At 65.0% G+C, this 26,153-nt stretch carries 33 protein-coding genes; 18 read left to right on the forward strand and 15 right to left on the reverse strand.

Annotated elements, in window-relative coordinates; translation table 11 throughout:
* Positions 1-7 precede the first annotated feature (7 nt).
* Entirely contained in the window at positions 8-1,117 is a 1,110-nt protein-coding gene (locus AAFG13_RS02760) for a DUF2336 domain-containing protein (protein WP_342711048.1), read from the reverse strand.
* Positions 1,118-1,428: 311 nt separating this feature from the next.
* Here AAFG13_RS02760 and AAFG13_RS02765 point away from each other — a divergent pair, with 311 nt between their 5' ends.
* Both AAFG13_RS02765 and AAFG13_RS02770 read left to right on the forward strand, forming a co-directional pair.
* Positions 1,429-2,400 carry a helix-turn-helix domain-containing protein gene (locus tag AAFG13_RS02765; RefSeq protein WP_342711049.1) on the forward strand — a complete coding sequence of 324 codons (972 nt, stop codon included), beginning with the start codon at positions 1,429-1,431 and terminating at the stop codon, positions 2,398-2,400.
* A 70-nt stretch (positions 2,401-2,470) separates the two neighbouring features.
* Positions 2,471-2,716, forward strand: a complete 246-nt coding sequence (locus tag AAFG13_RS02770) for a PilZ domain-containing protein (protein WP_223967956.1) — start codon at positions 2,471-2,473, stop codon at positions 2,714-2,716.
* Positions 2,717-2,849: 133 nt separating this feature from the next.
* Here AAFG13_RS02770 and AAFG13_RS02775 read toward each other — a convergent pair whose 3' ends face one another.
* Positions 2,850-3,098, reverse strand: coding sequence for a hypothetical protein (locus AAFG13_RS02775; RefSeq protein ID WP_223967955.1), 249 nt, complete (start codon positions 3,096-3,098; stop codon positions 2,850-2,852).
* A 151-nt stretch (positions 3,099-3,249) separates the two neighbouring features.
* On the opposite strand from AAFG13_RS02775, the gene AAFG13_RS02780 reads away from it, so the two are divergent.
* The 3 genes from AAFG13_RS02780 (at position 3,250) to AAFG13_RS02790 (ending at position 6,166) form a co-directional block, all read left to right on the forward strand.
* Positions 3,250-3,927, forward strand: a complete 678-nt coding sequence (locus AAFG13_RS02780; protein WP_342711050.1) for a nitroreductase — start codon at positions 3,250-3,252, stop codon at positions 3,925-3,927.
* Between the two features lie 3 nt (positions 3,928-3,930).
* A complete protein-coding gene (locus AAFG13_RS02785) occupies positions 3,931-4,863 on the forward strand; it encodes a CocE/NonD family hydrolase (RefSeq protein WP_342711051.1) in 933 nt (310 codons plus the stop codon).
* A 139-nt stretch (positions 4,864-5,002) separates the two neighbouring features.
* A complete protein-coding gene (locus AAFG13_RS02790) occupies positions 5,003-6,166 on the forward strand; it encodes an acyl-CoA dehydrogenase family protein (RefSeq protein ID WP_342711052.1) in 1,164 nt (387 codons plus the stop codon).
* 134 nt (positions 6,167-6,300) lie between these two features.
* Here AAFG13_RS02790 and AAFG13_RS02795 read toward each other — a convergent pair whose 3' ends face one another.
* A complete protein-coding gene (locus AAFG13_RS02795) occupies positions 6,301-8,382 on the reverse strand; it encodes a HAMP domain-containing methyl-accepting chemotaxis protein (RefSeq protein WP_212317605.1) in 2,082 nt (693 codons plus the stop codon).
* A 166-nt stretch (positions 8,383-8,548) separates the two neighbouring features.
* Positions 8,549-8,803, reverse strand: a complete 255-nt coding sequence (locus AAFG13_RS02800) for a hypothetical protein (protein ID WP_092113611.1) — start codon at positions 8,801-8,803, stop codon at positions 8,549-8,551.
* 178 nt (positions 8,804-8,981) lie between these two features.
* Between AAFG13_RS02800 and AAFG13_RS02805 the strand changes: the two genes are divergently transcribed.
* Entirely contained in the window at positions 8,982-9,572 is a 591-nt protein-coding gene (locus AAFG13_RS02805; RefSeq protein WP_342711053.1) for an NAD(P)H-dependent oxidoreductase, read from the forward strand.
* Positions 9,573-9,605: 33 nt separating this feature from the next.
* On the forward strand, positions 9,606-10,388 hold the full coding sequence (locus AAFG13_RS02810; RefSeq protein WP_342711054.1) for an SDR family oxidoreductase: 783 nt from the start codon (positions 9,606-9,608) through the stop codon (positions 10,386-10,388).
* Positions 10,389-10,398: 10 nt separating this feature from the next.
* Here AAFG13_RS02810 and AAFG13_RS02815 read toward each other — a convergent pair whose 3' ends face one another.
* The gene (locus AAFG13_RS02815; RefSeq protein WP_212317603.1) at positions 10,399-10,782 is read right to left on the reverse strand and encodes a hypothetical protein; all 384 of its coding nucleotides are present in this window, start codon (positions 10,780-10,782) and stop codon (positions 10,399-10,401) included.
* 182 nt (positions 10,783-10,964) lie between these two features.
* On the opposite strand from AAFG13_RS02815, the gene AAFG13_RS02820 reads away from it, so the two are divergent.
* Positions 10,965-11,588, forward strand: a complete 624-nt coding sequence (locus tag AAFG13_RS02820) for a L,D-transpeptidase (protein WP_092125582.1) — start codon at positions 10,965-10,967, stop codon at positions 11,586-11,588.
* 102 nt (positions 11,589-11,690) lie between these two features.
* On the opposite strand, the gene AAFG13_RS02825 is transcribed toward AAFG13_RS02820, so the two are convergent.
* Positions 11,691-12,752, reverse strand: a complete 1,062-nt coding sequence (locus AAFG13_RS02825; protein ID WP_342711055.1) for a hypothetical protein — start codon at positions 12,750-12,752, stop codon at positions 11,691-11,693.
* A gap of 378 nt (positions 12,753-13,130) precedes the next feature.
* Here AAFG13_RS02825 and AAFG13_RS02830 point away from each other — a divergent pair, with 378 nt between their 5' ends.
* Positions 13,131-13,712 carry a septal ring lytic transglycosylase RlpA family protein gene (locus AAFG13_RS02830; RefSeq protein WP_212317601.1) on the forward strand — a complete coding sequence of 194 codons (582 nt, stop codon included), beginning with the start codon at positions 13,131-13,133 and terminating at the stop codon, positions 13,710-13,712.
* Positions 13,713-14,150: 438 nt separating this feature from the next.
* The gene (locus tag AAFG13_RS02835) at positions 14,151-14,330 is read left to right on the forward strand and encodes a hypothetical protein (protein ID WP_342711056.1); all 180 of its coding nucleotides are present in this window, start codon (positions 14,151-14,153) and stop codon (positions 14,328-14,330) included.
* An 89-nt stretch (positions 14,331-14,419) separates the two neighbouring features.
* Here the strand turns inward: AAFG13_RS02835 and AAFG13_RS02840 are convergent, their stop codons facing one another.
* Positions 14,420-15,148: a class I SAM-dependent methyltransferase gene (locus tag AAFG13_RS02840; RefSeq protein WP_342713536.1), complete on the reverse strand. Its 729-nt coding sequence runs from the start codon at positions 15,146-15,148 to the stop codon at positions 14,420-14,422.
* A gap of 190 nt (positions 15,149-15,338) precedes the next feature.
* Between AAFG13_RS02840 and AAFG13_RS02845 the strand changes: the two genes are divergently transcribed.
* Both AAFG13_RS02845 and AAFG13_RS02850 read left to right on the forward strand, forming a co-directional pair.
* Positions 15,339-15,524, forward strand: a complete 186-nt coding sequence (locus tag AAFG13_RS02845; protein ID WP_092125583.1) for a hypothetical protein — start codon at positions 15,339-15,341, stop codon at positions 15,522-15,524.
* A 170-nt stretch (positions 15,525-15,694) separates the two neighbouring features.
* Positions 15,695-16,216 (forward strand): DUF1993 domain-containing protein, encoded by a 522-nt coding sequence (locus AAFG13_RS02850; protein WP_212317600.1) that lies wholly within the window; start codon positions 15,695-15,697, stop codon positions 16,214-16,216.
* Positions 16,217-16,331: 115 nt separating this feature from the next.
* Here the strand turns inward: AAFG13_RS02850 and AAFG13_RS02855 are convergent, their stop codons facing one another.
* The 7 genes from AAFG13_RS02855 to AAFG13_RS02885 all read right to left on the reverse strand — a co-directional run bounded on the left by AAFG13_RS02855 (position 16,332) and on the right by AAFG13_RS02885 (position 19,475).
* Entirely contained in the window at positions 16,332-16,568 is a 237-nt protein-coding gene (locus tag AAFG13_RS02855) for a hypothetical protein (RefSeq protein ID WP_092113629.1), read from the reverse strand.
* A 322-nt stretch (positions 16,569-16,890) separates the two neighbouring features.
* Positions 16,891-17,064, reverse strand: coding sequence for a hypothetical protein (locus AAFG13_RS02860; RefSeq protein ID WP_342711057.1), 174 nt, complete (start codon positions 17,062-17,064; stop codon positions 16,891-16,893).
* 9 nt (positions 17,065-17,073) lie between these two features.
* Entirely contained in the window at positions 17,074-17,304 is a 231-nt protein-coding gene (locus AAFG13_RS02865; protein ID WP_342711058.1) for a hypothetical protein, read from the reverse strand.
* 141 nt (positions 17,305-17,445) lie between these two features.
* A complete protein-coding gene (locus AAFG13_RS02870; protein WP_212317598.1) occupies positions 17,446-17,790 on the reverse strand; it encodes a tRNA-binding protein in 345 nt (114 codons plus the stop codon).
* Entirely contained in the window at positions 17,790-18,416 is a 627-nt protein-coding gene (locus AAFG13_RS02875) for a LysE family translocator (protein ID WP_342711059.1), read from the reverse strand. Before AAFG13_RS02875 ends, AAFG13_RS02870 begins: the two co-directional genes overlap by 1 nt.
* 17 nt (positions 18,417-18,433) lie before the next feature.
* On the reverse strand, positions 18,434-19,291 hold the full coding sequence (gene pdxY / locus AAFG13_RS02880; protein WP_342711060.1) for a pyridoxal kinase PdxY: 858 nt from the start codon (positions 19,289-19,291) through the stop codon (positions 18,434-18,436).
* Positions 19,292-19,301: 10 nt separating this feature from the next.
* Positions 19,302-19,475, reverse strand: coding sequence for a hypothetical protein (locus tag AAFG13_RS02885; RefSeq protein WP_016840760.1), 174 nt, complete (start codon positions 19,473-19,475; stop codon positions 19,302-19,304).
* 511 nt (positions 19,476-19,986) lie between these two features.
* Here AAFG13_RS02885 and AAFG13_RS02890 point away from each other — a divergent pair.
* Both AAFG13_RS02890 and AAFG13_RS02895 read left to right on the forward strand, forming a co-directional pair.
* Complete coding sequence (locus AAFG13_RS02890) at positions 19,987-20,229, forward strand: hypothetical protein (RefSeq protein ID WP_212317594.1); 243 nt, start codon at positions 19,987-19,989, stop codon at positions 20,227-20,229.
* Between the two features lie 85 nt (positions 20,230-20,314).
* Positions 20,315-20,983, forward strand: a complete 669-nt coding sequence (locus AAFG13_RS02895; RefSeq protein ID WP_212317593.1) for an FMN-binding negative transcriptional regulator — start codon at positions 20,315-20,317, stop codon at positions 20,981-20,983.
* A 163-nt stretch (positions 20,984-21,146) separates the two neighbouring features.
* On the opposite strand, the gene AAFG13_RS02900 is transcribed toward AAFG13_RS02895, so the two are convergent.
* Entirely contained in the window at positions 21,147-21,947 is an 801-nt protein-coding gene (locus AAFG13_RS02900) for an alpha/beta fold hydrolase (RefSeq protein WP_342711061.1), read from the reverse strand.
* 103 nt (positions 21,948-22,050) lie between these two features.
* Here AAFG13_RS02900 and AAFG13_RS02905 point away from each other — a divergent pair, with 103 nt between their 5' ends.
* From AAFG13_RS02905 to AAFG13_RS02920, 4 genes are all read left to right on the forward strand, one after another.
* Positions 22,051-22,989 (forward strand): LysR family transcriptional regulator, encoded by a 939-nt coding sequence (locus tag AAFG13_RS02905; RefSeq protein WP_212317591.1) that lies wholly within the window; start codon positions 22,051-22,053, stop codon positions 22,987-22,989.
* Positions 22,990-23,448: 459 nt separating this feature from the next.
* Positions 23,449-24,198, forward strand: coding sequence for an ROK family protein (locus AAFG13_RS02910; RefSeq protein WP_342711062.1), 750 nt, complete (start codon positions 23,449-23,451; stop codon positions 24,196-24,198).
* A gap of 130 nt (positions 24,199-24,328) precedes the next feature.
* Positions 24,329-24,589, forward strand: coding sequence for a PepSY domain-containing protein (locus AAFG13_RS02915; RefSeq protein WP_212317590.1), 261 nt, complete (start codon positions 24,329-24,331; stop codon positions 24,587-24,589).
* Between the two features lie 250 nt (positions 24,590-24,839).
* Entirely contained in the window at positions 24,840-26,123 is a 1,284-nt protein-coding gene (locus tag AAFG13_RS02920) for a cystathionine gamma-synthase family protein (RefSeq protein WP_342711063.1), read from the forward strand.
* Positions 26,124-26,153 lie beyond the last annotated feature (30 nt).

Genomic DNA, 26,153 nt, shown 5'->3' on the forward strand with positions numbered 1-26,153 from the left:
GCGCAACTCACACTGCCTGAAGGGGTTTCGCAGCCAGGTCGCTCAGCGAGCCAAACCGGATCATGCGCTGCGCATTTGAGAGCGGCAGTGCTTCGAACATCTTCCGGGCCTGCTCGAGCTGATCCGGTGGGACCTTCGATCCGGCCTTCCGGTAGCTGACGATGGTGGCCGTCGTATTCCAGTTCAGTCGCGATGCACGGCAGGCGATCACGAGCCCGCTGATGTCGGCGGCTTCCATCAACGGCGCGATCGTCGCGATCGGAACGGTCGCGAGCTGCGCCAGCGCCGCGACGACGTTGTGGACTTCCTGCCGGATCGCGAAACGGTTGACGCTGGAATCGTTCAGCTGTCCGGAATTGTTGAGGGCCATCACCGTGGCCCGCGCCTCCGCATAGTCGATCGTGGCTGGTGGGCGTGCGGAGGCGCGGGCGGCGCCGGCATCGATGGCGGCGCGGATCGCGTGCTGGAACTCGGGGCGTGCGATCCTGAGCAGCCGGGCCTGCTGGCGCGGCGTGGATCGCATGACGAGATCGGCAAGAACGTGGTGAGGCAGGTCCTTGCGCGAGACCAACGCGGCTGCGATGTCCCCGTCGCGCTCGGCGGCATCGACCATCATGGCAAGGCCTGCGCTGGTCATGTCCGCGCCGGGATTGCTTGCGAGCGCGCGAAGCACATTGCTATCGCCGCGCATCAGCAGGATGTCCGTGAGCTCCCGGTTGACCGCCTTGCGTCCTGCGATGGCGCAGAGATGTCCCTCGGCCCGCATCCAGGCAATGTCGATCAGATCGGCGTCCGGAATGCACGCGCAGTTTCGCAGGATCGGCGCGGCGACATCGGCATCGTCATGGTTGGCGAGGCGACGGGCGAGCTCCCGCGGCACCAGGTGCAAGTCGGCGAGCGAGCGGCTGAGCGTGGTCAGGGTGCGCAGCTCGACGCTCTCGGTCAGACGGATCAGGATGTCGTCGAACAGCCCGACCTGGTGCTCACTGAGACGGTGGGCGTCGTCGAGAAACAGCCCGGCCACCTCCTGCAGCATGCGCGTGCGGAGGTCTGGGGAACCGGCTCTCAAGACATGGTCGAGCTTGGCAATAAGATCGGGCGAGGCAATGGCTGTCATTGCGGTCCCTAAAATGTTCCGCGACGGGGAACATCATCGTTCCCGATGTCAATCTGCTCCCCGAATCTTTAATAGGGGTATAGAATTCGATGTGCGGGCTGATCCCAACGGTGGATATCCCGGCAAACACTATCGAAATTCGGCAGCAGCGCTATTTTGCCAGATTGTCGGGTTCGACGAGCGGACCGCATTTTTTCTGACTGAGTTCATTGGACGATTCGAATTTTGTGCATGCAATTTATCAATGCGGCCGGCGCGCTGTGCGCGGCGCCGCGCGCCAATTTTAGAGATCATTTCACAGGAGCAGTCATTTGACGGCGCCATTGCTGGTGCCGAGAGTCTTTCGTTTTGACGATGTCGATGCATTCCGGAGTTCGATCCGGGATCTGGATGTTGATTTCACGCCACTCGCGCGGAAGATTTCGGCCGAGCAGGTCATCCTGAGTTTGCCGGGATGCGAGCTCAACTACACGCAGTCGTTCCCGCGTATCGTCGACGCGCAGCTTGCGCGGCAGACCACCGCGGTCGGCTTCACGATGGATGACGGCGTTCCGATCCGGTTCAACGGCGTCGAGCGCGATCGTGCGGTGATCGTAGTCGGTGGCGGCGGCGCGTTCTACACCTCCGTGGAGGAGACGCCCCGCCAATATGTCTCGGTGATGTTCACGCCCGAGATTGTCGACCGCGGCTGGCCGAGTGCCGGGCTCCATTTCAGCATTCACGAGATCTCTCAACGCGCGCAGGATCGCCTGCGCGAAGTGGTGAGGCAGGTCCTGCTCGTCACGTCAGACCAGGTCACGATTGCGGAGTTCGCGACGGGCGTGTCGATCAAGGAGACGCTGCTCGCCGCAATCGACAACGCGTTCGCCGAGATCGTGCCGGCCAAGTGGGCGACGCGGGCCAACACGACGCGCCAGTTCAAGGTCTTCAACGACGCGCGCGCCATTCTGGCCGGCGACGTGGCTCACCCGATCTACAGCGGCGAACTCGCCAGGCAGATCGGTGTGTCGGTGCGCACGCTGCACGACGCGATCCAGCGCTACCGGGGCATCAGCCTGCATCGCTATCTGCGGCTGCGCCGGCTCTGGCTGGTGCGCCAGCAGCTGCTCGCAGGTGCACCCAGCGTCAAGGCCTGTGCGCTGGCCTACGGGTTCTGGCACCTCAGCGATTTTTCGCGGAGCTACCGGTCGCAGTTCGGGGAAGCGCCATCGGAGACGCTGGCAGCTTCGCGCCGTGCCGGCGTCGCGCCCGCCGATCCGGCTGGTGGCGGACACGAATCGTAACGATCCGCCTGAACGAAATCTTAACGGCCGCCGAGGAATCTGTTGGTACGATTCCACCAGAGGCGGGCTGATGCATCCCCGACGATTTGCGCGTGTTCGACCGACAGGATGTGTATCCAGCGTGGTCAAGCTCCAGCTCGAACCGAAGGCGCCCCTGATCGAATGCCGGCTGGTGGACTATTCCGCCGGCGGGGCCTGCCTGGAATTTTCCAAGCCGATCCAGTTGCCCGAGCGTTTCGAGATGTTTCACGGCAACACCCGGAAGCGTTGCCGGCGGGTCTGGAGCAGGGGCGTCCGGGTCGGCGTTTCGTTCTAGCGCCACAGGGCGTGGGCCGATCAAGGGGCCGTCCATCCGTCAACAGCCGTTCGGGTCGCGCCCTGCGCGACCCGATTGAGTCCCGATGAAGTCTGTCCCGATTGAGGGGGCTAAATAGGCGCCGGCGAGGGGCTCAGGCGCCGCTCTGGCACTTCTTCATGAACGAGTTCTTGGCCGCGCCGGCGAGCTTCTTGCCGTCGGAGCCCACCGCCTTGGTCTCGCAGCTGTCGGTGGTGCATTTCTTCATGAACGAGGTCTTGGCCGCGCCGGCCAGCGGCTTGCCGTCCTTGCCGACGGCTTTCGTCTCGCAGGAGGCGTCCTGTGCAAATGCCGAACCGGCGGCAAAGGTCGCGATCACGGCCGCCAAGAAAATCCGCTTCATCTGGGTTCTCCCTAAACCAAACCAGTGGACGGATTGGATATTGGATTCTTGGCTCGATCAAGTTCCCACAGCCGAATTTGTCTATAAAATACCCCGATAGCTGCGAGAAAATTCCGTGTGCAGCGCGGAACAAAATGGGGGAAACGCGGAAATGGAATTCGAGACGCTGGTACAGACACGCAAAAGCGTGCGCGGGTTCAAGAAGCAGCCGGTGTCCCGGGCGACCGTCGAGGAGATCATCGAGGTGGCCAAGCGCGCGCCGTCCTCGATGAACACCCAGCCCTGGCACGTCCATGTCCTGACCGGGGCGCCGCTGGAGGAAGTGCGGCGCCGCAACATGGAGGAGATGATCGCCGGCGCCAAGGCCAAGCGCGACATCGTCAGCCATGGCGAATACCAGGGCGTGCACCGCGGCCGCCAGGTCGACATTGCCAAGAAGCTGTTCGGCGCCATGGGGATTGCCCGCGACGACAAGCCGATGCGGCAGGATTGGGTGTTGCGCGGCTTCCGCCAGTTCGACGCCCCGGTCTCGCTGGTCCTGGCCTATGACCGGATCCTCGATCCCGGCGCGGTCTGCCATTTCGATCTCGGCGCGCTCTGCTACGGCATCGTGCTGGCGGCCTGGGATCGCGGCCTCGGCAGTGTGATCAACGGCCAGGGCATCATGCGCTCCGACATCGTGCGCGAGGTCGCCAACATCCCGGAAGACCAGGTGATCATGACCTGCGTCGCGATGGGTTATCCCGACGACAGTTTTGCCGCCAACGCAGTGCGGTCGGACCGCGAGTCGAACGGCGATTTTGTCCGCTATGTCGGCTTTGCCGAGTAGCGCATGATCCGGCCAGTGCCGAGCCGCAGCGGCATCGGCGCGGTCGTTCTGGCCCTGGTGGTCTTCATCTCGGCCTCCGGCGCCGCGCGAGCCGAAGGCATTCGCCTCGATGCGCTCAATATCCCGGTGCCGAATGCGGAAGGGGCAGGGCCGGCCGCTGCGCTGCTCGACGCGATCGTGCTGCGGCCGGATGACGGGCAGCCGCATCCGCTGGTCCTGCTCAATCACGGCTCGCCGCGCTCGGCGAGCGACCGTCCGTCGATGAGCCCCTACGGGATGTGGGCGCAGGCCGCGGAGTTCGCGCGCCGCGGCTGGGTGGCGGTGGCGTTCCTGCGCCGGGGCTACGGAAGTTCGCAGGGTGGATGGGCCGAGACCTATGGGCCGTGCTCCGGTCCGGACTACGCGAAAGCCGGCCGCGCCGGCGCCAGCGACATCGCAGCCGCCGCCAAATTCATGGCCGGCCAGGCTTACGTCAGCAGCGGAAAGTGGATCAGCGTCGGCCGCTCGGCGGGCGGCTTCGCCACCGTCGCATTGACGTCGAGTGCGCCGTCGGGTCTTGCGGCCGCGATCGTGTTCGCACCGGGCCGCGGATCGAGCGGCCCCGATACGGTCTGCGGAGAAGGCGAGCTCGTCGACGCCTTCGCGCAGTTCGGAAAATCCTCACGCGTTCCGCTCCTCTGGGTCTCCGCCGACAACGATCACTTCTTCGGCCCGAAACTCGTGACGCGGTTGTCGGACGCGTTCGCGAAATCAGGCGGCAAGCTCTCGCTGGCTCGAACGGCCGCATTCGGCAGCGACGGTCACATGCTGTTCAGCGAGAACGGAACGGCGATCTGGGCGCCGATCGTCGATCGCTTCCTCAAGGAGAATGGCCTCACGCGGCGCGATCCATTGCTCGACATGCCGCCACGTCCGGCGCAATTGCGCACGCGCTGACCGCGCCGCGGGATATTGAATTCCGCACGATGAAACCATCGCGTGAGCGTGAGCGCGTGCGCGCGTTTCCGCTATTTGCGCCGACAAAAAATGCGCTACTGGTTTTGTGAAGCGAAACAGCACAGGCGAGGAATCCCAGATGAGCGATGATGAACAGACAGCCATGATCCGCGAGACCGTCGCGCGCTTCGTCGATCGCGAACTCATTCCGCTCGAGCCGCAATATCTGAAATCGAAATTGCCCGGCAGCGATCATCCCGAGCTCACCGCAGAGCAGCGCAAGCGGCTGCGCGACGTCTCCAAGGAGCTCGGCCTCTGGGGCCTCGATGCGCCCGAGGATCTCGGCGGCCACGATTTGCCGACGCGCACGATGGCTGCAGTGCACGAAGAGCTCGGCCGCAGCTGCGTGCCGTTCGTGCTGCCGCCGGATTCGCCGAACCTGCGCATGCTGCAGGCGGTCGGCACCGACGCGCAGAAGAAGAAATATCTGCAGCCCTATATCGAGGGCCGGATGACGTCGGCGATCGCGATCTCCGAGCCCGGCGCCGGCGGCGATCCCGCAGGGATGAAGACGCGCGCGGTGCTCGAAGGCGAGCAGTGGGTGCTGAACGGCCGCAAGATCTGGATCAGCAATGCGCGCGCCGCCGACTTCATCATCGTGATGGCGCGCGTCGGCAACGACCAGCGCCAGGGCGGCATCACCTCCTTCATCGTCGAGAAGGGCACGGCGGGCTTCATCATCGAGCGCGAGATCCCGATGGTCGGCGGCGGCTCGACCTATGAGATCGTGTTCGAGGATTGCCGCATCCCGAAGGACTCGGTGCTGGGCGAAGTCGGCAAGGGCTACGCGCCGATGCAGTTGCGCCTGCGCACGCGGCGGCTCGAGATGGGATCGACCTGCGTCGGCATCACCAAGCGCGCGCTCGACATGATGTGCGAGCACGCCAGGCAGCGCGAGACGTTCGGCGTGAAGCTCGCCGAGCGCCAGGCGATCCAGTGGTGGATCGCCGACATCTCCACGCGCATGCATGCGTGCCGGCTGATGGTGCGCGAGGCCGCCGACAAGACCGATCGCGGCGAGGACATCCGCCACGAGGCCTCGATGATCAAGGTGTTCGCGACCGAGATGGCCTATGACGCCTGCGACCACGCCATGCAGACGCTCGGCGCACTCGGCGTGACGCTGGAATTGCCGCTCAACGCGCTCTGGCAGAAGGCCCGCCTGATGCGGGTGTACGAAGGCCCGAGCGAGGTCCATCGCCAGGCGATCGCCCGCCGTGTGCTCGGCCTGCGTGGCGGCTAGCACGTGGAGTGAGCCACGTTACCCTTCGATGACGTCATAACGAACGTAGGATGGGTAGAGCGAAGCGAAACCCATCAACACTCGCAGCGAAGCGATGGGTTTCGCTGCGCTCTACCCATCCTACGGATTCAGGACTACGCCGCCCGTACGTCGGAGAGGAAGCGGTTGACCTGGCCGGCGAGGTCCTTGGACTGCGTCGAGAGCTGCTCGGCGGCGCCCAGTACCTGGGTTGCCGCGGCGCCGGTGTCGTCGGCGGCGCGCTGCACGCCGGAGATGTTGGAATTGACCTCCTGGGTGCCGCGCGCGGCTTCCTGAACGCTGCGCGAGATCTCCTTGGTCGCCGATCCCTGCTCCTCGATCGCGGCGGCAATCGCAGTGCCGATCTGGTCGATCTCGGTGATGACGTCGACGACGCTGCGGATCGCCGTCACGGTCTCGTCGCTTGCGGTCTGGATCGCGGTGATCTGCTCGGAAATCTCCGTGGTCGCCTTCGCGGTCTGGCCGGCCAGCGACTTCACTTCCGAGGCGACGACGGCAAAGCCTCGACCGGCCTCGCCGGCGCGGGCCGCCTCGATGGTGGCGTTGAGCGCGAGCAGGTTGGTCTGCGCCGCGATGCTCTGGATAAGCGTCACGACGTCGCCGATCTTCTGGGCGCCCTCGGCCAGCGAGCGCGCAGTGTCGCCGGTGCGCCTTGCATGGTCGACCGCACGGGCGGCGATCTCGGTCGAGGTCGCGACCTGGCGGGCGATCTCCGAGATCGAGGAGGTCAGTTCCTCGGTCGCGCTCGCCACCGTCTGCACATTGGTCGAGGTCTGATCCGACGCCGCGGCGACGACCGCGGCCTGACGGTTGGTGGCGGCCGCGGTGGCCGACATCGATTGCGCCGTGTCCTCCATCACCGAGGACGCTGCGGACAGGCCGCCGACCAGTTCGGTGACCTTGGCTTCGAAAGCACGGGTCAGATCGTCGAGCACGCGGGCGCGGCGCATCTTGACGTCATTCTCGGCTTCCTTCTCGCTCGCGAGTCGATCGGCTTCGATCCTGTTGTCCTTGAACACCTGCACGGCTGCGGCCATCGCGCCGATCTCGTCGTTGCGCGCGGCGCCCGGGATCGCCTCGGCGACGTCGCCCGCGGCGAGGCGCGACATCCGGCCGGTGAGGGCGGCGATCGGGTTGAGGATGCGGCGGCGGACCACGACGATGAGGCCGGCGCTGACGGCAATGACCGCGAGCAGCCCGATCAGTGCGATCACGAAGCTGAAGCGCGCCGACGAATAGGCGCTGGCAAGCACTTGCTCGGCATTCTCGTAGAACGCGTCGCGCACGGTGATGATGGCGGCGAGGCCGATCTGCGATTCCGGATAGTAGGTGTCGAGATCCAGCTCATACTTGCCGGTTACTGCGCCTTCCTTGGCAAGCTTCAGCGCTTTGCCGAAGCGCTCGACATAGTCGGCCTGCATCTTGCCGAGCGCCGTCATGACGTTCGCGGGCGTCGCCGGATTGTTGCGCAATTCCTGCAAGGTCGAGAGGATCTGCTCGGTGCGGCCGGTCGAGCGGTAAAGTTCCAGCTTCTCCTGATCGGTCGCGACGCGCTTGGCGCCGACCAGCGCCTTGTGCAGGCTGGCATTGAGGCCGCCGGTGTCGCGCAGCATCCAGGCAACGTTGGCGTAGCTGGCCTGGCGATAGGCATTGCCGTCGAGGCCGGCGAGGCGGCGCACCTGCTCGTCGAGCAGCGTGGTGACACCGGCGTTGAACACGGAATTGTCGGCGACGATCTTGCCGGCGGCGGCGCGGCGGGCATCGGCCGGACCGGCGATTGCAGCCGCGATGGCGTCGCGCAGCCCGGCAAACTTCACCTTCAGCGCGTCGATCTCGCGCGCGACGGCCTCACCATCGTCGAGCGATCCCGGCAGGGTGGCGCGCACCTGGTTAACCTTGGCCAGCGCGCCGTCGGTCAACTGGCGCTGGCGGTCGAGTTCGGCGATCTGCTTTGGATCGATCGTGCCGCCTGCGAGCAGCAGGTTGGTGGCATAGCCCCGCTCGGGGTTCATGTAGCGCGGGATATCGCCGACGGCGCGGACGATCTCGAGCCGGCTCTGCGCGGTCGAAACCTTGTCCATGGTCTGGTACTTGGTCGCCGCGACATAGGCCGCCAGGCCACCGCCGACCGCGGACAAGGAGACGATCGCGGCCGTCAGGAGAGTACCGATTTTCATGGGATGCGCGCCATTTCTTGACGAAAGAGGGAAGGCCTCAACCGTACCGGGTGCGCATTAAGCTAGGGTTTATGATGCGGGAGCCGTGGCGGTCCCGCACATTCGTATGGTCCGAAAGCCGGAGGTGCCGGGTCGCTCGGCTACGCGTGGCGGCGCGGCGTGACGGTCAGTGCTCGTCGTCCTCAGCGCCCTTGGTCGCGGCGCGGTGCTGGGTCGCGCCGCCCGTGCCCGCTTCGCCGCAGGGAAGCTGGTTCCAGGTGCCGTCGGCGGCCTGTTGGTAGGCCTGGCAGCCGGTCGAATTGGTTGTGGTGGCGGCTTTCTCGTCGGCTTTCTGCCGCTCGGCACTCTTCGCCAGCGCCGGCGTGGCAACGGCGGCGATGGCCGCGAGCGAGCCTGCGAAGACCAGCTTTGCGATCCGCATGTCGGGTTCTCCTTCTCGAAGCGAACGCATATCCAGAAAACAAATCTGGCAATTTTTGGCCGCAGCGAGGGACCTGCGACGAATTGCTTAATGCCGGGAAAACGCGCCGGAATGCCGTTAACGTCTGCGCGCCAGCCGCAGGACGGCGGTCGCAGCGCTGTGGTAGGATCGCGCCATCATGACCCACCGCATTCTCGTTCTCTATGGCTCCTATCGTTCGGATCGCATGGGCATCCGCCTGGCGCATTTCGTCGTCGACAGCCTGCGTGCGCGCGGCGACGATGTCGAGTTGATCGACGCCAAGGAGGTCGGCCTGCCGATGCTCGACCGGATGTACAAGGAACATCCCAAGGGCCAGGCGCCGGCCGTGCTCGAAACGCTCGCTGCAAAGATCCGCGACGCCGACGGCTTCCTGTTCGTCACCGGCGAATACAATTGGGGCATCCAGCCCGGGCTGAAGAACCTGACCGATCATTTCCTCGAGGAATGGTTCTGGCGTCCGGCGGCGATCGCAAGCTATTCGGCCGGGCGGTTCGCCGGTGCGCGCGCCGCAACCGCCTGGCACGGCACGCTGTCGGAGATGGGCATGGTGGTGGTGTCGAGCACGATCAGCGCAGGGCCGATCGCGCAGACCCTGTCCGCCGAAGGCAAGCCGATCGGCGAGGGCGGCAAGTCGCTCGAACGCGCCTTTCCGCGCTTTGCCGACGACTTCACCTGGTGGATCGAAGCCGCCAAGGCACAGCGGGCGCGCAAGGCGCCGCCATACTGAGTGCAGGTCTGCACGTCCTCGGAGATCGGCATCATGAGCCTTTTCACATCGCCCTTCGATCCCGCGCGCGAGGCAGCCCTGGTGACCGGCGCCGGCAATGGCATTGGCCGCGCCATCGCGCAGGCCCTGGTCGGCGAGGGCGTGCGCACGGTGTTCGCCGACTCGCATGAGGACAGGGTCATGGCCGCCATCAAGGCCGCCGCACATCCCGAACTTGCCGTGCCCTGGGTCGGTGATCTCGCACAACGTGCGGCGTGCGACGCCCTGCTGGCACATGCGCAAGCCGCGGTCGGGCAGGTGACGCATTTCGTCCACAGCGCATCGCCGCCGCGCCGCGAGGCCGATCACGCGATGGCGGTCGATGAAGAGACGTGGCGGCAGATGCACGCGGTCAATCTCGATGCCGGCTTTCATCTGTCGCGCGAACTGGCGCGCAAGCTGATCGCGGCGAAGCGGCCTGGCTCGTTTCTGCTGCTCACCTCGCTGCATGCGGGCACGCCGCGCAACCTGCCGCATTATTCGACGGCGAAGGCCGGCATGGCGATGCTGGTGAAGGAACTGGCCAAGAGCTGGGGCTGCTACGGCATCCGCGTCAATGCGCTGGTGCCCGGCGCGGTCGCGGCCGGCGGCTTCGTCGCCGATCCCGCGCTGGCCAAGCACATTCCGCTCGGCCGGCTTGGTCAGGCGGACGATCTCGCGCCGATGGCGCTCGCCGTGCTGTCGCACAAGCTCTCCGGCTACGTCACCGGCGCATCGATCGTCGTCGACGGCGGCCTGTCGCTGACCAACTGGTTCGCGCCGCCGGAGCTCGATTGAGAATCGAAATTTACTCCTTCGTCCGGATGTAGCCCGCAAGCCGCGTCTTCTGGTCTTGGCACCAGGTCGTCATGCTGCCGGCGCGGCGCTGGTCGAGGTCGGTGGTCTGGGTTGCGATCGCGACTTCGGTCATCAGGTCGTCGGCCTGTTTCTCGCCCATCTTACCGCCGGTATGCATGAAGGCGATCGCCTTGCGCACCTGCTCGGTGGTGCCGTCGGGCAGGTGCATGTCCTGCGCGCGCTGCACGAGGTCCTGATAGACGAGATCGGTGCCGGGGCACTCGACCTTGGCGGCAAAGGCCTGCAGCACCATGGTGACATAGGCCGCACGCGGATCGGCGTGGGCCGGTGTTGCCGCGACAATCAGGCCGCCGATCAGCAGAGCGTAACGCATCGAATTCCTCCCGATGTTTTAGATAATTTGCCGCAAGGCTAGCGTCCGCGGGAACCGACTGCAACCGGAAGGACACACTTGCCGAAGGAACCGATCAAACAGCCGTGTTCCAATCTGCGCTGCCACGATTTCAGCACGATTTCGGCAGCAAGTGCCACAACTTGACGCAGGGGAGAATAATCGTGTCGAAGTTGGGGCTTGCTGCGGTGCTGATGGGTTCGCTCGCACTTGGCGGCTGCATGCAGGCGACGCTGTCGCCGGTGACGGATGCCGCGATGACGCCGCGCGATCGGCAATTGCTGGCGCATCCGCCCTATGCGGATGCCAAGATTCCGGATCAGTTCCAGCGCCACATTGTCGATTACAGGCGGAAGGAGCAGCCGGGTTCAATCCTGGTCGATACCGACGCGCGCTATCTCTATTACGTGCTGCCCGGCGGCAAGGCGATCCGCTACGGCGTCGCCGTCGGCGAAGAGGCAATGGCGTTCTCCGGCGTCGCCACCGTTGGCCGTCTCGCCGAATGGCCGGATTGGGTTCCGACCAAGGACATCCAGGAGCGGCTCGGGCCGTATCCGGCGCGTGTCGCCGGCGGACCGGCCAATCCGCTCGGTGCCCGGGGCATCTACCTCTACCAGGGCAACAAGGACACGCTCTACCGCATCCACGGCACCAACCAGCCCGAATATATCGGGCAGGCGATCTCGTCGGGCTGTATCCGCATGAACAACGCCGACGTGATCGATCTCTACCAGCACGTCAAGCCGGGGGCGACCGTGGTCGTGCTGCCGCCGGGACAGAGCGCGTAAAGGCCGTAGGGCGGATTAGCCGAAGGCGTAATCCGCCATCATTCGAGGCAGCGGCGGCGGATTACGCTTGCGCTAATCCGCCCTACTTTTTTGTGAGTCCCGTCAGCGCAACGGCATCGGCGGCCGGACCACGGGGCCGTTATCATCAGCATCGACAACAGAGGACGGCTGCGATTGCACTGGCCGCGGCGCGACAGCCTGCGGTGCGGCTGCAACGGGTGCCGGCAGCGGGGCCGCTGATGCAGCCGGTGGCGGTGGGATGTAGGCCTGGGTCGGCGGGTACGACCGGCGCACCGGCGGTGAAGCAACGGCCGTGCGTGGCGCCGCAGGCGGCGGCGTGATCGCGGCACGCGGGCGCGGCGCGACCGGCCGCGGTTCGACGGCCCTGGTCTCGGTCGTCCGCGCGACCCGCTGCGTCAACTGATCCTGGCTCGCCTTCAGCTGATCGATGCTGGTCTTGAGCTGCTCGATCTGCTGTCCCATCGACGCGAGATCGCGCGCCATCGACTGCGACAGCTGCGTTTGGTCAGCTGGTGCCGCCGGGGCAACCGGCGCCGCCGCTGCAGCGGGTGCTGCGGCCACCGCAGGCTGCGCTGCAGCGACGTCCTGTGGCGCAGCCGCTGGAGCAGCCTCAGCCGGCTGATCGGCGGCAGCCACCTGCGCGGGCGGGCTCGCCTGGTCGGCAGCGGGAGTGGCCTTGCCCGGCAGCAGCGACGTCAGGGCCTCGACCTGGGGCACGTAGTCGGCCACCACCTGCTTGACGCGATGCCCGTAGTGTTGCCACGCCGCGGTGCCCATGGCGCCGGCGATCGCGAACACGAACCAGAAGGCGCGGATCGCCCATTTATTGGTCGGACGCGGCGCGCGCTCCAGTCTGATGTCGTCCAGCCTGCCGTCATGGCTTGCGGCGCTGTATTCCGGCGCGGCCGGCGGCGCCGCCACCGGTATCGGCGTCACCGGCGGCACCGAGGTGACCGTGGCGGCGGGCGCGACCTGTGGCGTGGACGAGGGGGCGAGGCTCGGGCCGAACCAAGGCTCGCGTTGCCCTGGCGCTCCCTTGGCGGCGGGTGCCGGCGCGGCGGCATTGTCCGGGCGGGTTGCAGTGAAGCTAGGTTCGATCGCGAAAATATCGTGCGGATCTGCGTCTTTCAGTGTCGATTGCATGGCGGTCCCCGTTTCAGTCCAAGGTCAACCGCAAATGGGCGGCCGGCAATTTGAGCTCTGTATCGACCCCTGGCCCTGACCCCACGACTCCAGTCCGGTTTGACCAAAGCAAGGCGAGAGGGTGGAGAGGTTGGGGAGTTTCGGGAACCGACGCTGGGAGCCGAGGACGCTAGGAATCCTTGGACGCGCGCGGAGAGCTCCGGGACGCATTTCCGGGTGAACCTCCCTGGTTGTGTGGCGCATCCACCACACCCGAGGGGAAATCGGTTCACCTGCGGCCAGTCCGACCGCGCTCCGCCACCGTTCCGCCCCGATTGGATTCGGCCATGCGGGTGTTGGATTTTCGGCTTGGGCTGGGGCGCGAGTTGGGGATGCAACATGTCACGCGACGATGCAGTCATTTCGTACGTCGACGTCAAACGCAGCGCGCGCGGTGTTGCGCCCGCAATTGCATTGGCTCGTGCGCGAAAGCCGCTGCGGCTCTGCGCCATCGTGATCGGCGCCGCGTCGCTTGCGGCCTGTGCACAGTCCTCCGTCGTCAGCCAGCGCTCGCAGGCGCTCGCGAGCCGGCCAGCATCGCTCGAGCCGACCCGGGCTGCGTCATCGGCGACGCGCACACATGTCGCAACCGCGCGCAAGCACACGCCGTACGCGTCACGCAAAGGCGGCGATACCAGGATCGCGTCGCAGGGCGTCGCGAGCTTCTACAGCGACGAGCAGGAGACCGCGAGCGGCGAGAAGTTCAACGCGCACGAACTGACCGCCGCGCATCCGACATTGCCGTTCGGCACCAAGCTGCGCGTCACCGACGTCAAGACCGGCCGCTCGGTCACGGTGCGTGTCAACGACCGCGGGCCTTACGTTCCCGGGCGCATCGTCGACGTCTCGTATTCTGCTGCACAGTCGCTCGGCATGATCGGCAAGGGCGTCGCGAATGTCCGGCTCGACGTGGTGCAGTGAGCGGCGTCGCAAGTCAGGTTCGGGATTTCTTGCCGGACGGATCGGGAAAAAGTCCCGGTGTTGCGCGCGCTTTAATCCTGTTGTCCGAACGCTGGCAACAAATAGGATTGATGCCGCTACTTCCCGCGCTCTCCTTTTCCAGGCGCGTGGATTTTCAACCCAATGAACCTTCCCCGCCTTGGCGTCCCACCGAGGCGGGGTTTTTCTTTGAGGCATGCGCGCGGAGTGCGTTCACGGGGTGGGCCTGAGCCATCAGCGGCAAGACCACATGCTGGATATGCCGACCTTGATGGGTAAGTTGCGCCGCCGCGACCGCACGTTGCGCTCTGCCGCATCTGGCGCCTGTGCTTCCACCAAATTGTCATGCTCCCGGCGAATTGCGGCCCAACGCCGCTGCCAACACACCGCCGAACGGATGACGTCGGCGAGGGACAAGCATTGGCCTACAAGATGATCGCAGAACGCGAGAACGAAACGGTCAGGATCGAGCGGGAGAGCACCTTCATCATCATCGCCAAGGCCAGGGTCTGGGCGAGCGAGGGATGGCAGGTGGTGATCACCGACAAGGATGGAAAATCATACCCGCCCGAGGAATTCGACAAGCTGCTCGCGGCGTAGTGCTCTATTGCCGTTTGCGCATGATCTCCGCGCAAACGCTACGCGTTTGTCGCGAGGGAAAACCGCTTCGCACTTTTCCGGATCATGCGCTAGCGCTGCGCTGACACCAGCATCATCATCGGCCGTTCGAGTTCGTCGGCCAGTTCGGGCACAGCCTTGATCTGCTCCCGCGTCGGGGAGAATTCCTCGACGTGGCGAAGCGTGAAGCCGGCGCCGATCAGCGCATTGAGCGTGGTGCCGATGGTGCGGTGATATTTCAGCACGCCTTTCACGTACCAGTCGGTCCGGCGTTCGCCTTCGATGAAGTAGCGGTTGACCGGCCAGGACTTGCGGCCGTCCTGGTCCTGTCCCCAGCCGGGATGGGCGGCGGCCATGTAGATCGGATGCTCGATGGTGAAGACCAGATGCCCGTCCGGGACGAGGGTGCGATACAGCATCCGCGCCAGGCGATCGAAGTCTCTGATGTAGTGGAAGGTGAGGGCGCTGTAGGCGAGGTCGAATGTGGCCTTCGGCAGCTCCAGCGTTTCGAGGTCGGCGATCTCGTAAGCGATGGCTGGATCCTGCGTCATCGCCGTGGCGCGCGTGATCATGTTCTGCGAGAGGTCGACGCCGAGCACGCCGGAGGCGCCTTGCTCGCGCATCCAGCGCGATGTCCAGCCGAAGCCGCAGCCGAGATCGACCACGCGCTTGCCTGCGATGTCAGGCAGCATGGCGCGGATCGCGGGCCATTCGGGCGCGCCGAGCAGCCCGCGGACCTGCCGCGGCAACTGGCTGTAGCCGGCGAAGAAGCCGGGATCGTCATAGATGTTCTGCGCCATGGTCACGGCAACTCGGGAAGGAGCGGGGTCCGCCTCTCTGTATCCGCCGCCGCGGCGCGTGGAAACCGTTGATTCCGTCGCGCCGGCCGGTCTGCTGGAACCAGACGCGGCGTTCGGCCGTTTTGAAGTCAGTCCGCGGGACGCGCGGTCACGGCTGTCCCTGCGGCGTCGGACAGCAGAGGAGAGCGCCATGATAGCCGAGATGCAGATCCACACAATCGCGCGGCAGATGCTCGAGAAGCACGGCCTGCAGGCGATTGCCGAGGCGGCGCAGAACGCGATCGCCTGCGAGAGCAAGGGCGAGACCGAAGAGGCCCGCGAGTGGCGCCATATCGAGGACGCCATGAAGATGATGCGCGGACCGCATCAGAGCTGACCGCGGGGAGCCCGCGATGCCTGACCGAATGATCCGGCGCTGGGCGCTGGACCATTCGACTTGCGAATCCCCAAGGTTGCGAATCCCCAAGGCCGCTTGCCTTCGCCGGAAATTCCGGGAACTCTGTTCCGGCAAGCATCAGACAAATTTTCTATCTGGGGAAATTCGCCATGACCTTTTCACTCTACGACGCGACCGTTGCCAACTATCTGCAGATCCTCGGCGCCGCCTCGGGCTTTCTCGACAAGAGCCTCGCGCATTTCAAGGAGAACGGCATCGATCCGGCCGAGATCGTCGAGACCCGGTTGTTTCCGGACATGTTGCCGTTCCGCTTTCAGGTGGTCTCGCTCGCGCATCATTCCCGCGGCGCGATGGAAGCCGCGAAGAGCGGCGTGTTCGTCCCGCCGTCCGGCAAGCCCGATCTGGATTACGCCGCACTGCAGGCGCTGGTGAAGGACGCGCACACCGAATTGTCGGCGCTGACGCCGGATGCGGTCAATGCGTTGCTCGGGCGCGAAGTGATGTTCAAGCTCGGCGAGCGGTCGATGCCGTTCACGGCCGAGGGATTCCTGATGTCGTTCTCGCTGCCGAACTTCTTCTTCCACTCGACCACCGCCTACGACATCCTCCGCCACAAGGGCGCGCCGCTCGGCAAACGTGACTTCATTGGCCGGTTGAACATGAAGAAGTGATCGAGCCGCGCGCCGACTGGTCTTGCTGAGGCGGCAACACCGGCCGCCCCGCACGCAGCAAGATCAAGACCGCGCGCGGACGGGCGCGGTCAACAGAGTCTAAAGCCTGCCGGCGCTAGCCGGCCCTGCGCCAGTGCGGCACGGGGTCGAGCGGCGTCCGGTAGAGCTCGCGCCGGTCGATGTCGGTGACGCGCACGGCGCAGCCGCGCGCCTTCAGCTCCGGCTTGACCTGAGACAGCTCGTTGGCGAGCTGATCGGCGCGATCGGAGGCAAGGCTGATGTCTTCGAGGATGATCGTTCCTTGATTCCGGAACTCGTCCCCCACCACGAGATCGAAGGTGTAGTACGGCATCCGAAGTTCTCCGTTTCGGTTTGCATCACAGGGTAACACTGAGTCGTGCATTCCCTAAGATGCATCGCGCACAATCGTCGGGTGATCGGCGCAAAAACGATGTGCAACGCATCCAGCGCGATGAACGACTACACGCGCGGCACGGCGAAGGAGTCCTGTCATCCAGCTCACCGCCATGCCGTTAAGATTTGATTAAAACTGTCGTCGCAAGCTTGCGACCAGGTGGAATTGCGGCGGAACCGGGCTCCGGGAACCGGCAGCCGCAGGAGAAGGCCGGTGGCGTAACGCCCATCGGCCTTTTCTCGTCGCTCAAGCGCTCGGACTAATCGCGCAGCGTGGCCTGCCGCCTGGCGCGGCATTTCGGACCCGGCCCGCGCATGTAATACAGCTCGGGGCGATAGGGGTGGATGACGCCCTCGATCAGCGCGACGCAGCGCTGAGCGAGGCGGGTGAGGTGGCGCCGCAAGGGCTGCAGGGCGAGTTCCATCGCATTCATGGCATGCCCTCAGTGCAATTCGCCGAGGACGGCGGTGAACGGCAGCTCGAAGATCTCGGTACCGATATCGTCGGTGACGTGGACCGCCCAGTTGCGCCAGTCCTCCACACTCGGTGTCATGACAAAGCTGCGCGCGAGCTGCTCCGCATGCACCCGCACCTCCAAAAAATCCATCGCGGCGCCGATGCGATCCAGGATGACGTGCTTGTCGTCGGAGCAGTGAAAGTAAACTGCGGACATCTTCCGATTCCCATGCCGAAGCGATTCTCTGGCGCTGAAATAGCAGCGCGCGCGGGCACTTAGAATCCGGGTGATCCCCCATCGGTAAACTACGGGGAATCCAGACGATTTGAATCACGCTGCCGTGATCGGGTCGGGTCGTCAGAAGATCGGCTCACCGATCGCAACCTCGCTGCGCGGGCCGAGCACGATCACCTGGCCGCCGGCATCCTTGGCGCCCAGGATCAGCAGTTCCGAGGTGAAACCTGCGATGTTCTTCGGCCCGAGATTGCAGATGCAGACGACCTGCGAGCCGACCAGCGCCGCTGGCTCGTAATTCGTGATCTGCGCGCTCGACCACATCGTCCGACCGGCGCCGACATCGACGCCGACCTTGTATGAGGGGTTGCGGGCGCGCGGAAACGGCTGCACCTCGACCACCTTGCCGATCCTGATGTCGAGGCGGGCGAAATCGTCATATGTGGCCTGCGGCTTGAGCGGAGACATCAGCGCTCCTGAAAGGCGAGGCGGATGCCGAGCGCGATATAGATCGTGCCGACCACGCGGCCCTGCCACTGGCCGATGCGGCGATGCCGCCGGATCCACGGGCTGATCTGGCTGGCGGCGAGCGCGAGCAGCGAGGTGTAGGCCGCGCTCATCGCGACGAAGATCAGGCCGAGGGTCGCGAACTGCGCGACGGCGGAGCCGTGGCCGGGATGGACGAACTGCGGCAGGAAGGCGAGGAAGAACAGCGCGGTCTTCGGGTTGAGCATTTCCGCCCAGATCGCCTGCCGGAACGCGCGCCGCGGATCGACCGGCTGCGACGCCGGCAAATGCAGGTCGTCATTCTTCTCGAACAAAGCGCGGACGCCGAGCACGATCAGGTAGATCACGCCGGCATATTTGACGATCGAGAACGCGAGCGCCGAGGTCATCAGCACGGCCGACAGGCCGAACGTCGCCATGGCGGTGTGGACGAGGTCGCCGAGCGCGATGCCGAACCCGGTCGCGACGCCGACGCGCGGCCCGCCGGTGACGGAACGCGCGAGCACAAGCAGCACGGCTGGCCCCGGGATCAGGAACAGGCCGAGCACGACGGCGGCGTAGGTGAGGAGGGTGGTGATGTCGATCATGAAACGTGTCCCGAATGTCAGGATGCAGGGATGGCGACCGCCGCGAAGCGCGGCTTCGGATCAAGCATCAGTTCGGCGCTTTCGACAATGCGCATTTCCTCGGTTGCTCGCTCCGCCGTGCGCACCAGCACGCCGTGGATGCCTGACGCGGCGTGGCTGAGCGCCCCCGGCGTCGCCAGGCCACGCACGCGGGCGGCGACGAACAGCGCGGCGAACAAGTCGCCGGTGCCGGACGGGCTGATCGGCACGCGCGGGGTGCGCACGCGCCACGCTCCCGTGTGCTCGATCGCCAGCGTCTCGATCTCACCGTCGGGCGTGCCGGCAAGCTCGGCGCTGGTGATGACGATGGTTGCAGGCCCCCGCGCCATCAGCGCGCGGGCTTGCGCAATGACGTCATCGGTCGTCGTCACGCGCGCGCCGCAGAGGAATTCGAACTCGAAATGGTTGGGCGTGATGATGTCGGCCAGCGGACAGAGCTGGTCGCGCACCAGCGGCGGGATGTCCGCTCGCACGAACATGCCGCGATCACGATCGCCGAGCACGGGATCGCAGCAATAGAGCAGGGCCGGGTTCTCCGCCTTCGCGCGGGCGACGAAGTCGGCGACATCCATGGCGATGTCGGCCGAGCCGAGATAGCCCGACAGGATCATCCGGGCGCTTTCGATCGCGCCGCGCTCCTCGATGCCGCGCAAGAGGTCGGCGACCAGCTGCGCGTCGAGCACCCGTCCACGGATCGTCGGATAGCCCGGCCGGTTGCTGAGCAGCGTGGTCGGCACGGCGACGACGTCGATGCCGTGCAGCTGGATCGGAAAGGTGGCCGCGCTGTTGCCGACATGGCCCCAGGCGACCTGTGACTGGATCGAGATGACGGTCATGTCGCCCGCATCACCCGAACAGCGCAGCGTAGATCACGTAGAGCCAGCCCAGGATACCGTGGATGATCGCCCACAGGATCGAATGGTTCTTGGTGTACGAGATCGCAATCGCCAGCGCCGAGCCGAACCCCACGCCGTATTTCGCGCCCTCGACGCGGACGCCATAATATCGGTTGCCGTTCATGGTGATCCTTCCAGCGAGAGGGCGTGAGATTGGTGGCAGCGTAACCTGCGAGTTGGCGCGAGTTCAACGGTGCATCGTGACTTTGCGCGGGGATGACGGGGCGGGCGCCTTGCACACCAATGTCGTCCTGGCGAAAGCCAGGACCCATAACCACCGCATTTGATAATGGACGGGATCGCGGCCCCAGCATCGCGCAACTAGTCTCATTCGGGGTAATGGGTGCTGGCTTTCGCCAGGACGACGTCGAATGAGTTGCCCGCCGGGTTGTTTTGTCGCAGCTCTCGCACCGGATTTGACTTGCGCGCAGGCAGGCTCGGTTGCGGCCGCGAACCTCAGGTCCCGGCGGTCACGCTCCGATCAATCGAATGTGTCGAACCGAGCCGCAGGACAGGCAAATTCGCTGCGTCGTCGCGGAATAATCAGGTGGCGCCGCCCGTCATGGTTCTAGCGAAAACGCTTCAGCAGGCCGGCGAGATGATCCCATCCTGTTGAATCCAGCAGGAGACGCTCGATGACCACGATCAAACACGTCGCCGCGGGCTTGCTCGCCCTCGGCATGCTGACGACATCGGCCATGGCGCGCGAAGTCCCGGCCGGCCCATCCGCGTTCGTGAAGGGACATGCCGCGGCCGCCAGCCGCTGGGGCGGCGGACCGCCGCGCATGGCCGTGCCGCGCTTCGGCGAGTTCGAAACGCTGCCCCGGGATCAACCCGGCGGCGTCTGCGACCACGGCGACAACGCCATGATCTGCTGAGCCGGACTGTGCATGGCGGTGATCTCCGGCAAAAGTTGCGCTAGCTTCGCTGGGTCGTCTCCCTCCAGCCGCGAGCGCCGCCGCCATGCACATCCTCCGTCCCCAATTCCGCATCGAGGACGACCACGCGCTGGCCTTTGCGGCGGCGCGCGGCTTCGGCGCCATCGTCGCCACCGATGCGCGCGGCCCGCGGGCATCCCATGTGCCGTTCGTGATCGCGCGGCGCGACGATCGCGTGATCCTGCAGATCCATCTCACCGCGAAGAATCCACTGGTCGAGCTCGCCGACGGTATCAGGCGTTTCCTGCTGATCGTCTCCGGCGACGACGCCTACATCTCGAACGACTGGTACGTCTCGCGCGATAACGTCTCCACCTGGCTCTACGAGGCGGTGCACCTGTCCGGCGTCGCGCATCTGCGCGATCACGGGGAGAACCGCGGCCACGGCGATGCGCTGCTCGCGGTTTCCGAAGCGCGGCTGCAGAAGCAGCCCTGGGACCTCACGCAGATGGAGCCCGGCAAGCGCGATCAGATGCTGGCGGGGATCAGGGTGATCGATATGGTCGTCGACGAGATCGAGGGCCAGTCGAAGCTCAACCAGCACAAGAGCGATGCGGACTATGTCGCGCTCGTCAACCGGCTCGCGCATGCGGAGGAGACCTCGAGCCACAGGCTTGCGGAGAAGATGCGCGCGCTGCGGCCGGAGCTTGCGTATGAGGATGGACGATGCGTAGGGCGGGTTAGCGAAGCGTAACCCGCCGCTCAGGTGTTGCGGACCGATGGCGGATTGCGCTTCGCTAATCCGCCCTACAAAGTCGATCACGAAACTGCAAACGTGTTGTTAAGAGTTTCGCCGCGCTGATTTGTTCGACTCCGATTCGTTCTTTGCGAACAAAATGGAGTCGTATCGAGAACACTTACGGTGCGGACCCCAGAAAATTCGCGACTACATCGTTGAATCGATCCGCCTGCTCGACATTGAGAATGTGAACGCCGGGCAGCAGAACGAGCTTTGCATCGGGGATCGTCGCCGCGATTGCCTCGCTGTGATTGGCCCGTGTGACGGTGTCGCTGTCGCCGCCGATGACCAGCGTCGGCGCCGTGATCAGCGAGATGACGCGGCGAAGATCGACATCGCGCAGTGCGGCGTAACAGCCGGCGAGACCGCGGGGCGGGGTGGTGAGCACCATGCCGCGGAATTCGTCGACAATCGCGTTCGGCGCAGCCAGCATCGTCGCGGGAAACCAGTTGCGCATGAAGCCATCAGCGATCGCGTCCATGTCGCTGGCGGCCAGCACCGCGCGGATCTGGTCGTCGAACGGCAGCTCCGACGCAAGACAGGACGCGGTGTTCGAGAGGATCAGGCGATCGATGCGTTCAGGCGCGAAGATGCCAAGCCACTGCCCGATGAACCCGCCGAGCGACAGGCCGAGGAAATGTGCGCGATCGATCCCGAGGGCGTCGAGCAGTTCGACCACGTCGCGGCCGAGCCGATCCATCGAATAGGCGCCCACCGGCGCGTCTGAACCGCCGTGACCGCGGGTGTCATAGCGGAGCAGGCGAAAGGAGCGGCTGAGGGCCGGCAACGAGCGGTTCCACATGTGCAGGTCGGTGGCGATCGAATTCGACAGCGCGAGCACCGGCCGATCGTCGGGACCGTCGATACGGTACGCAATCCGGCAGCCGTCCCCCGTCGTGAAGTGTCGATCGCCGCTCATTTCGTCAGTCGCTTCTGCTGGAGGAAGCCCGCGGCCAGGCTAGGGCTCGCGCTCGGCAGATGAAATTACTAAGATCGAACGATCTCTGTAGGATTTATGGACAATGGACCGGATCAAGCTCCACGACTTGCGCTGCTTCGACGCGGTCGCGGCCAGGGGAAGCTTTCAGGCTGCGGGCGCCGCCCTGAACCGCTCGCACCCGTCGGTGTTCGCGGCGGTCGCCCGCCTCGAACAGCAGCTCGGCCTCACGCTGTTCGACCGCAGCGGATACCGCGTCGGGCTGACGGATGCAGGGCGGACGTTTCACGAGCGCGCGCGGCTGACGCTGCGCGAACTCGATCTGCTGCAGGCCTATGCGGACCAGCTTGTCAGCGGGGAAGAGGTTGTCCTGCGTGTCGTCATCGGTGACCTCTGCCCGCGGCCACCCGTCTTGCAAATGCTCTCGGGGTTCTTTGCCAAATATCCCAACACGCGCCTGCATTTGGAATATGAGGCTGTCGGGGGACCGCTCGAGCGCTTGATCGATGACAACGCCGACCTCGTGTTTCATCGCGCGGACCCGTCCGATCCGCGCTTCGAACGAATCGAACTCTCAACTACGGCCATGGTGCCGGTTGTCGCTCCCGGGTTTCTGCCGTTCGCGTGGACGAAGAAGATCGCGCCGGAGCAGATGCGCCCCTTCACGCAGTGCGTGATCCGTGACACGGCGCGGCGACCTTCGTCGGAAAGCTTCTTCCTGATCGACGGCGCCCATCGCTGTACCGTGCCGGATCAGATGATGAAGAGGGAGCTGATCCTGCATCGTCTCGCGTGGGGCCATCTGCCGGCGTGGCTGATCGAGGATGAGCTCAGGGATGGCCGACTGATCAGCATCGCGGGACCGAATTTTCCGGGCCGTGAGGAACATCTCGCGGCAATCCGCTATCGGCAGCATGCGCACGGGCCCGTCGCGGAAGCACTTTGGCTTCATCTCGAAGAGTGGCGGCTCGCGTCGCGCGCAGCGCGGGGCAGCAGACGGCTCCGCGCAAAGCGTCGCCGATGACGCGTGAGCGGTAACGCGCCGGCACGACGTTGTCGAGATGTCGGATTACGCTTGCGCTGATCCGCCGTACGAAATGCATCCGCGGCAAGTTATGCAAACGCGTTGTTAAGAATCGCTTTGCGCTGATTTTTCGATTCCGATTCGTTCCTCGCGAACAAACTGGAGTCGGATGGGGAACGTGGCTGTGATGCGATTCGTCGCTTGATCGGTGAAGCGATCGACCGCAGTGCGCCCGAAATGCGCGGAGATATTCGGTGTCGGGAGCAATTATCCCATCTCGGTACAACATCAGCTGCTCGGACACGTCGGGTGCACACGTCTTGTTAATGCTTGAGTCGTGCCGATTTTCTCGATTCCGATTCGTTCCTCGCGAACAAACTGGAGTCAGATGCAGAACGGAGCTGTGGCGCGCGATGCGTTTCTCTGCTCCACTCGGCGCCCACAAGAGAGATCGCACCGATGGCCAAGAAGACAGGCAAGAAGACAAGCAAGACGACAGCCAGGAAGACGACGAAGCCCGCGTCGCGCCGGACGGTGCTGGCGATCGACATCGGCGGCACGCATGTGAAGGTCATGACCGACAAGGAGCGCATCAAGCGCGAGTTCGAGTCAGGTCCAACGCTGTCCGCCACCGAAATGGTGCAGCAGGTCAAGGCGCTGACCAGGGACTGGTCCTATGACGTGATCTCGATCGGCTATCCCGGACCGGTGGTTCACAACCGTCCGCTGACGGAGCCGCACAATCTTGGCCGCGGCTGGGCCGGCTTCGATTTTCACAGCGCGTTCGGCCGGCCGGTCAGGGTCGTCAACGACGCGCTGATGCAGGCGATCGGCAGCTATCAGGGCGGCCGGATGCTGTTTCTGGGCCTCGGCACCGGGCTTGGCTCAGCGATGATCGTGGAGGGGGTTTACGAGCCGATGGAGCTTGGGCATTTGCCTTACCACAGGGACGAGACGTTCGAGGATTACGTCGGCGCCGCCGGCCTCGAGCGGCGCGGCCGGAAGAAATGGCGCAAGAGCGTGGACGATGTCATCGCGCGGTTGTCGGCGGCGCTGGAGCCCGATTACATCGTGCTCGGCGGCGGCAATGCCGACAAGGTCGACAACCCGCCGCCGAAAGTGAGGTTCGGCGACAACGCCAACGCGTTCGAAGGCGGCTTCCGGATGTGGAAGAAGGCAACGCGCAAGTCGCGCAGCGCGCGTCGGTGAAACTGGAACTGCCACCAAATTGCCGCAACTGCCGAAGTTTCGCGCTGCTCCGTCACTTCTGTTGCCGGAACTGATTGGGTGCGCCGCTCGTTTTATGCGGCATGACATCCCGTTCCATGAGGAGTGACTGATGCGAAGCTATATTATTCCCGCCATTGCGGCGTTGGCGATCGGCGCGGCGACGCCGGCGATGGCCTACGATTCCGGCAGCCAGATCTCGATGGAGGCAGCCCTCGACGTCGCGACCAATCTCGGCGTTGTGACGGTGTCCAACACCCAGTTCCTCGGCGACGAGTGGGAAGTCGAGGGCCGCGACCGGCTCGGCCGCTGGATGCAGGTCGACGTCGATGCGCGGACCGGCGAGGTGCGCAATGTGGATCGCAGCTGGTAGCCGTATTCACCGCAGCGTGAGCAGCCCGCGCCGGCGATTGGTCCTGATGTCGCCGGCTAAGTGACATCACGCACGCGCGATGCGAGCTACGGTTTTCAGACGGCCGGCGGAGCAGGGCGCACGTCGGCCGTTCGTTATCCAGAGTGTTCGATGCAGTGTTTTGGCGGAATGGCACAAAGGTGGAGTATGCTTGCGGCAGATTCTTATGGATCAGCCGATGCGGCGATCCCTCGAGACAAGGAGACTGGCCGTGGTCAAACCGTTTCCGTCCAGAACCCACATCGGCAATCACCTGCTGCATCCGGAAACCCAGATGCTGAACTACGGCTATGATCCGCAGCTGTCGGAGGGCGCCGTCAAGCCGCCGGTATTTTTGACCTCGACCTTCGTGTTCCGGACCGCCGAGGACGGCAAGGACTTTTTCGACTTCGTCTCGGGCCGGCGCGAGCCTCCGGAAGGCATGGGGGCGGGACTGGTCTATTCGCGCTTCAATCATCCGAACAGCGAGATCGTCGAGGACCGGCTCGCGATCTATGAGCGCACCGAGAGCTGTGCGCTGTTCTCCTCCGGCATGTCGGCGATCTCGACCACGGTGCTGGCTTTCGCGCGGCCCGGCGACGTCATCCTGCATTCGCAGCCGCTCTATGGCGGCACGGAGACGCTGTTCAGCAGGACGCTGGCGGGGTTCTCGATTCAAGCCGTCGGCTTTGCCGACGGCCTCGACGAGACCATCGTCCGCGCCGCTGCCGACGAGGCGATGAAGAAAGGCCGCGTCGCGATGATCTTCATCGAGACGCCGGCCAATCCGACCAACGGCCAGGTCGATATCGCGCTTGTCAGGCGCGTCGCCGACGCGATCGGCAAGGCGCAGGGCTTTACCCCGATCATCGCCTGCGACAACACGCTGCTCGGGCCGGTGTTTCAGCGGCCGATCGAGCACGGCGCCGATCTGTCGCTCTACTCGCTGACCAAATATGTCGGCGGCCATTCCGACCTGATCGCGGGCGCGGCGCTCGGCTCGAAGAAGCTGATGAAGGACGTCAAGGCGCTGCGCGGCGCGATCGGCACCCAGCTCGATCCGCATTCCTGCTGGATGATCAGCCGTTCGCTGGAAACACTCAGCCTGCGCATGGAAAAGGCCGACCGCAATGCGCACATCGTCGCCGATTATTTGCGCGACCATCCCAAGGTGGCGCAGGTGCAATATCTTGGCCATCACGACCCGGCGTCTCCTGCCGGGCGTGTGTTCGCAAGCCAAAGCTCTGGCGCCGGCTCGACCTTCTCGTTCGACATCGTCGGTGGGCAGGCGGCGGCGGAGAAATTCCTCAACAGCTTGCAGATCTTCAAGCTCGCGGTGAGCCTCGGCGGCACCGAGTCGCTCGCGAGCCTGCCGGCCACGATGACGCATTCCGGCGTGCCGGCCGACATCAGGAAGAAGATCGGGGTGCTCGATACGACGATCCGGCTCTCGATCGGGATCGAGCATCCGTCCGATCTGGTCGCCGATATCGCGCAGGCGTTGAGCAGGGTGTAGGCAAATGCGCAAGGCGGGTAAGCGTAAGCG

It is taken from the genome of Bradyrhizobium sp. B124 (genome assembly GCF_038967635.1).
Lineage (GTDB): Bacteria > Pseudomonadota > Alphaproteobacteria > Rhizobiales > Xanthobacteraceae > Bradyrhizobium.

Bases quoted from the DNA above. Each gene is read 5' to 3' on its own strand.
- AAFG13_RS02885 (WP_016840760.1), bottom strand. From the start codon at position 19,475: ATGAACGGCAACCGATATTATGGCGTCCGCGTCGAGGGCGCGAAATAC.
- pdxY (WP_342711060.1), bottom strand. From the start codon at position 19,291: ATGACCGTCATCTCGATCCAGTCACAGGTCGCCTGGGGCCATGTCGGC.
- AAFG13_RS02895 (WP_212317593.1), top strand. From the start codon at position 20,315: ATGCACATCCTCCGTCCCCAATTCCGCATCGAGGACGACCACGCGCTG.
- AAFG13_RS02825 (WP_342711055.1), bottom strand. From the start codon at position 12,752: ATGCAATCGACACTGAAAGACGCAGATCCGCACGATATTTTCGCGATC.
- AAFG13_RS02790 (WP_342711052.1), top strand. From the start codon at position 5,003: ATGAGCGATGATGAACAGACAGCCATGATCCGCGAGACCGTCGCGCGC.
- AAFG13_RS02855 (WP_092113629.1), bottom strand. From the start codon at position 16,568: ATGCCGTACTACACCTTCGATCTCGTGGTGGGGGACGAGTTCCGGAAT.
- AAFG13_RS02865 (WP_342711058.1), bottom strand. From the start codon at position 17,304: ATGTCCGCAGTTTACTTTCACTGCTCCGACGACAAGCACGTCATCCTG.
- AAFG13_RS02805 (WP_342711053.1), top strand. From the start codon at position 8,982: ATGACCCACCGCATTCTCGTTCTCTATGGCTCCTATCGTTCGGATCGC.
- AAFG13_RS02830 (WP_212317601.1), top strand. From the start codon at position 13,131: ATGTCACGCGACGATGCAGTCATTTCGTACGTCGACGTCAAACGCAGC.
- AAFG13_RS02785 (WP_342711051.1), top strand. From the start codon at position 3,931: ATGATCCGGCCAGTGCCGAGCCGCAGCGGCATCGGCGCGGTCGTTCTG.
- AAFG13_RS02845 (WP_092125583.1), top strand. From the start codon at position 15,339: ATGATAGCCGAGATGCAGATCCACACAATCGCGCGGCAGATGCTCGAG.
- AAFG13_RS02860 (WP_342711057.1), bottom strand. From the start codon at position 17,064: ATGAATGCGATGGAACTCGCCCTGCAGCCCTTGCGGCGCCACCTCACC.
- AAFG13_RS02760 (WP_342711048.1), bottom strand. From the start codon at position 1,117: ATGACAGCCATTGCCTCGCCCGATCTTATTGCCAAGCTCGACCATGTC.
- AAFG13_RS02905 (WP_212317591.1), top strand. From the start codon at position 22,051: ATGGACCGGATCAAGCTCCACGACTTGCGCTGCTTCGACGCGGTCGCG.
- AAFG13_RS02870 (WP_212317598.1), bottom strand. From the start codon at position 17,790: ATGTCTCCGCTCAAGCCGCAGGCCACATATGACGATTTCGCCCGCCTC.
- AAFG13_RS02795 (WP_212317605.1), bottom strand. From the start codon at position 8,382: ATGAAAATCGGTACTCTCCTGACGGCCGCGATCGTCTCCTTGTCCGCG.
- AAFG13_RS02850 (WP_212317600.1), top strand. From the start codon at position 15,695: ATGACCTTTTCACTCTACGACGCGACCGTTGCCAACTATCTGCAGATC.
- AAFG13_RS02775 (WP_223967955.1), bottom strand. From the start codon at position 3,098: ATGAAGCGGATTTTCTTGGCGGCCGTGATCGCGACCTTTGCCGCCGGT.
- AAFG13_RS02915 (WP_212317590.1), top strand. From the start codon at position 24,329: ATGCGAAGCTATATTATTCCCGCCATTGCGGCGTTGGCGATCGGCGCG.
- AAFG13_RS02770 (WP_223967956.1), top strand. From the start codon at position 2,471: ATGCATCCCCGACGATTTGCGCGTGTTCGACCGACAGGATGTGTATCC.
- AAFG13_RS02810 (WP_342711054.1), top strand. From the start codon at position 9,606: ATGAGCCTTTTCACATCGCCCTTCGATCCCGCGCGCGAGGCAGCCCTG.
- AAFG13_RS02875 (WP_342711059.1), bottom strand. From the start codon at position 18,416: ATGATCGACATCACCACCCTCCTCACCTACGCCGCCGTCGTGCTCGGC.
- AAFG13_RS02900 (WP_342711061.1), bottom strand. From the start codon at position 21,947: ATGAGCGGCGATCGACACTTCACGACGGGGGACGGCTGCCGGATTGCG.
- AAFG13_RS02815 (WP_212317603.1), bottom strand. From the start codon at position 10,782: ATGCGTTACGCTCTGCTGATCGGCGGCCTGATTGTCGCGGCAACACCG.
- AAFG13_RS02840 (WP_342713536.1), bottom strand. From the start codon at position 15,148: ATGGCGCAGAACATCTATGACGATCCCGGCTTCTTCGCCGGCTACAGC.
- AAFG13_RS02910 (WP_342711062.1), top strand. From the start codon at position 23,449: ATGGCCAAGAAGACAGGCAAGAAGACAAGCAAGACGACAGCCAGGAAG.
- AAFG13_RS02890 (WP_212317594.1), top strand. From the start codon at position 19,987: ATGACCACGATCAAACACGTCGCCGCGGGCTTGCTCGCCCTCGGCATG.
- AAFG13_RS02800 (WP_092113611.1), bottom strand. From the start codon at position 8,803: ATGCGGATCGCAAAGCTGGTCTTCGCAGGCTCGCTCGCGGCCATCGCC.
- AAFG13_RS02780 (WP_342711050.1), top strand. From the start codon at position 3,250: ATGGAATTCGAGACGCTGGTACAGACACGCAAAAGCGTGCGCGGGTTC.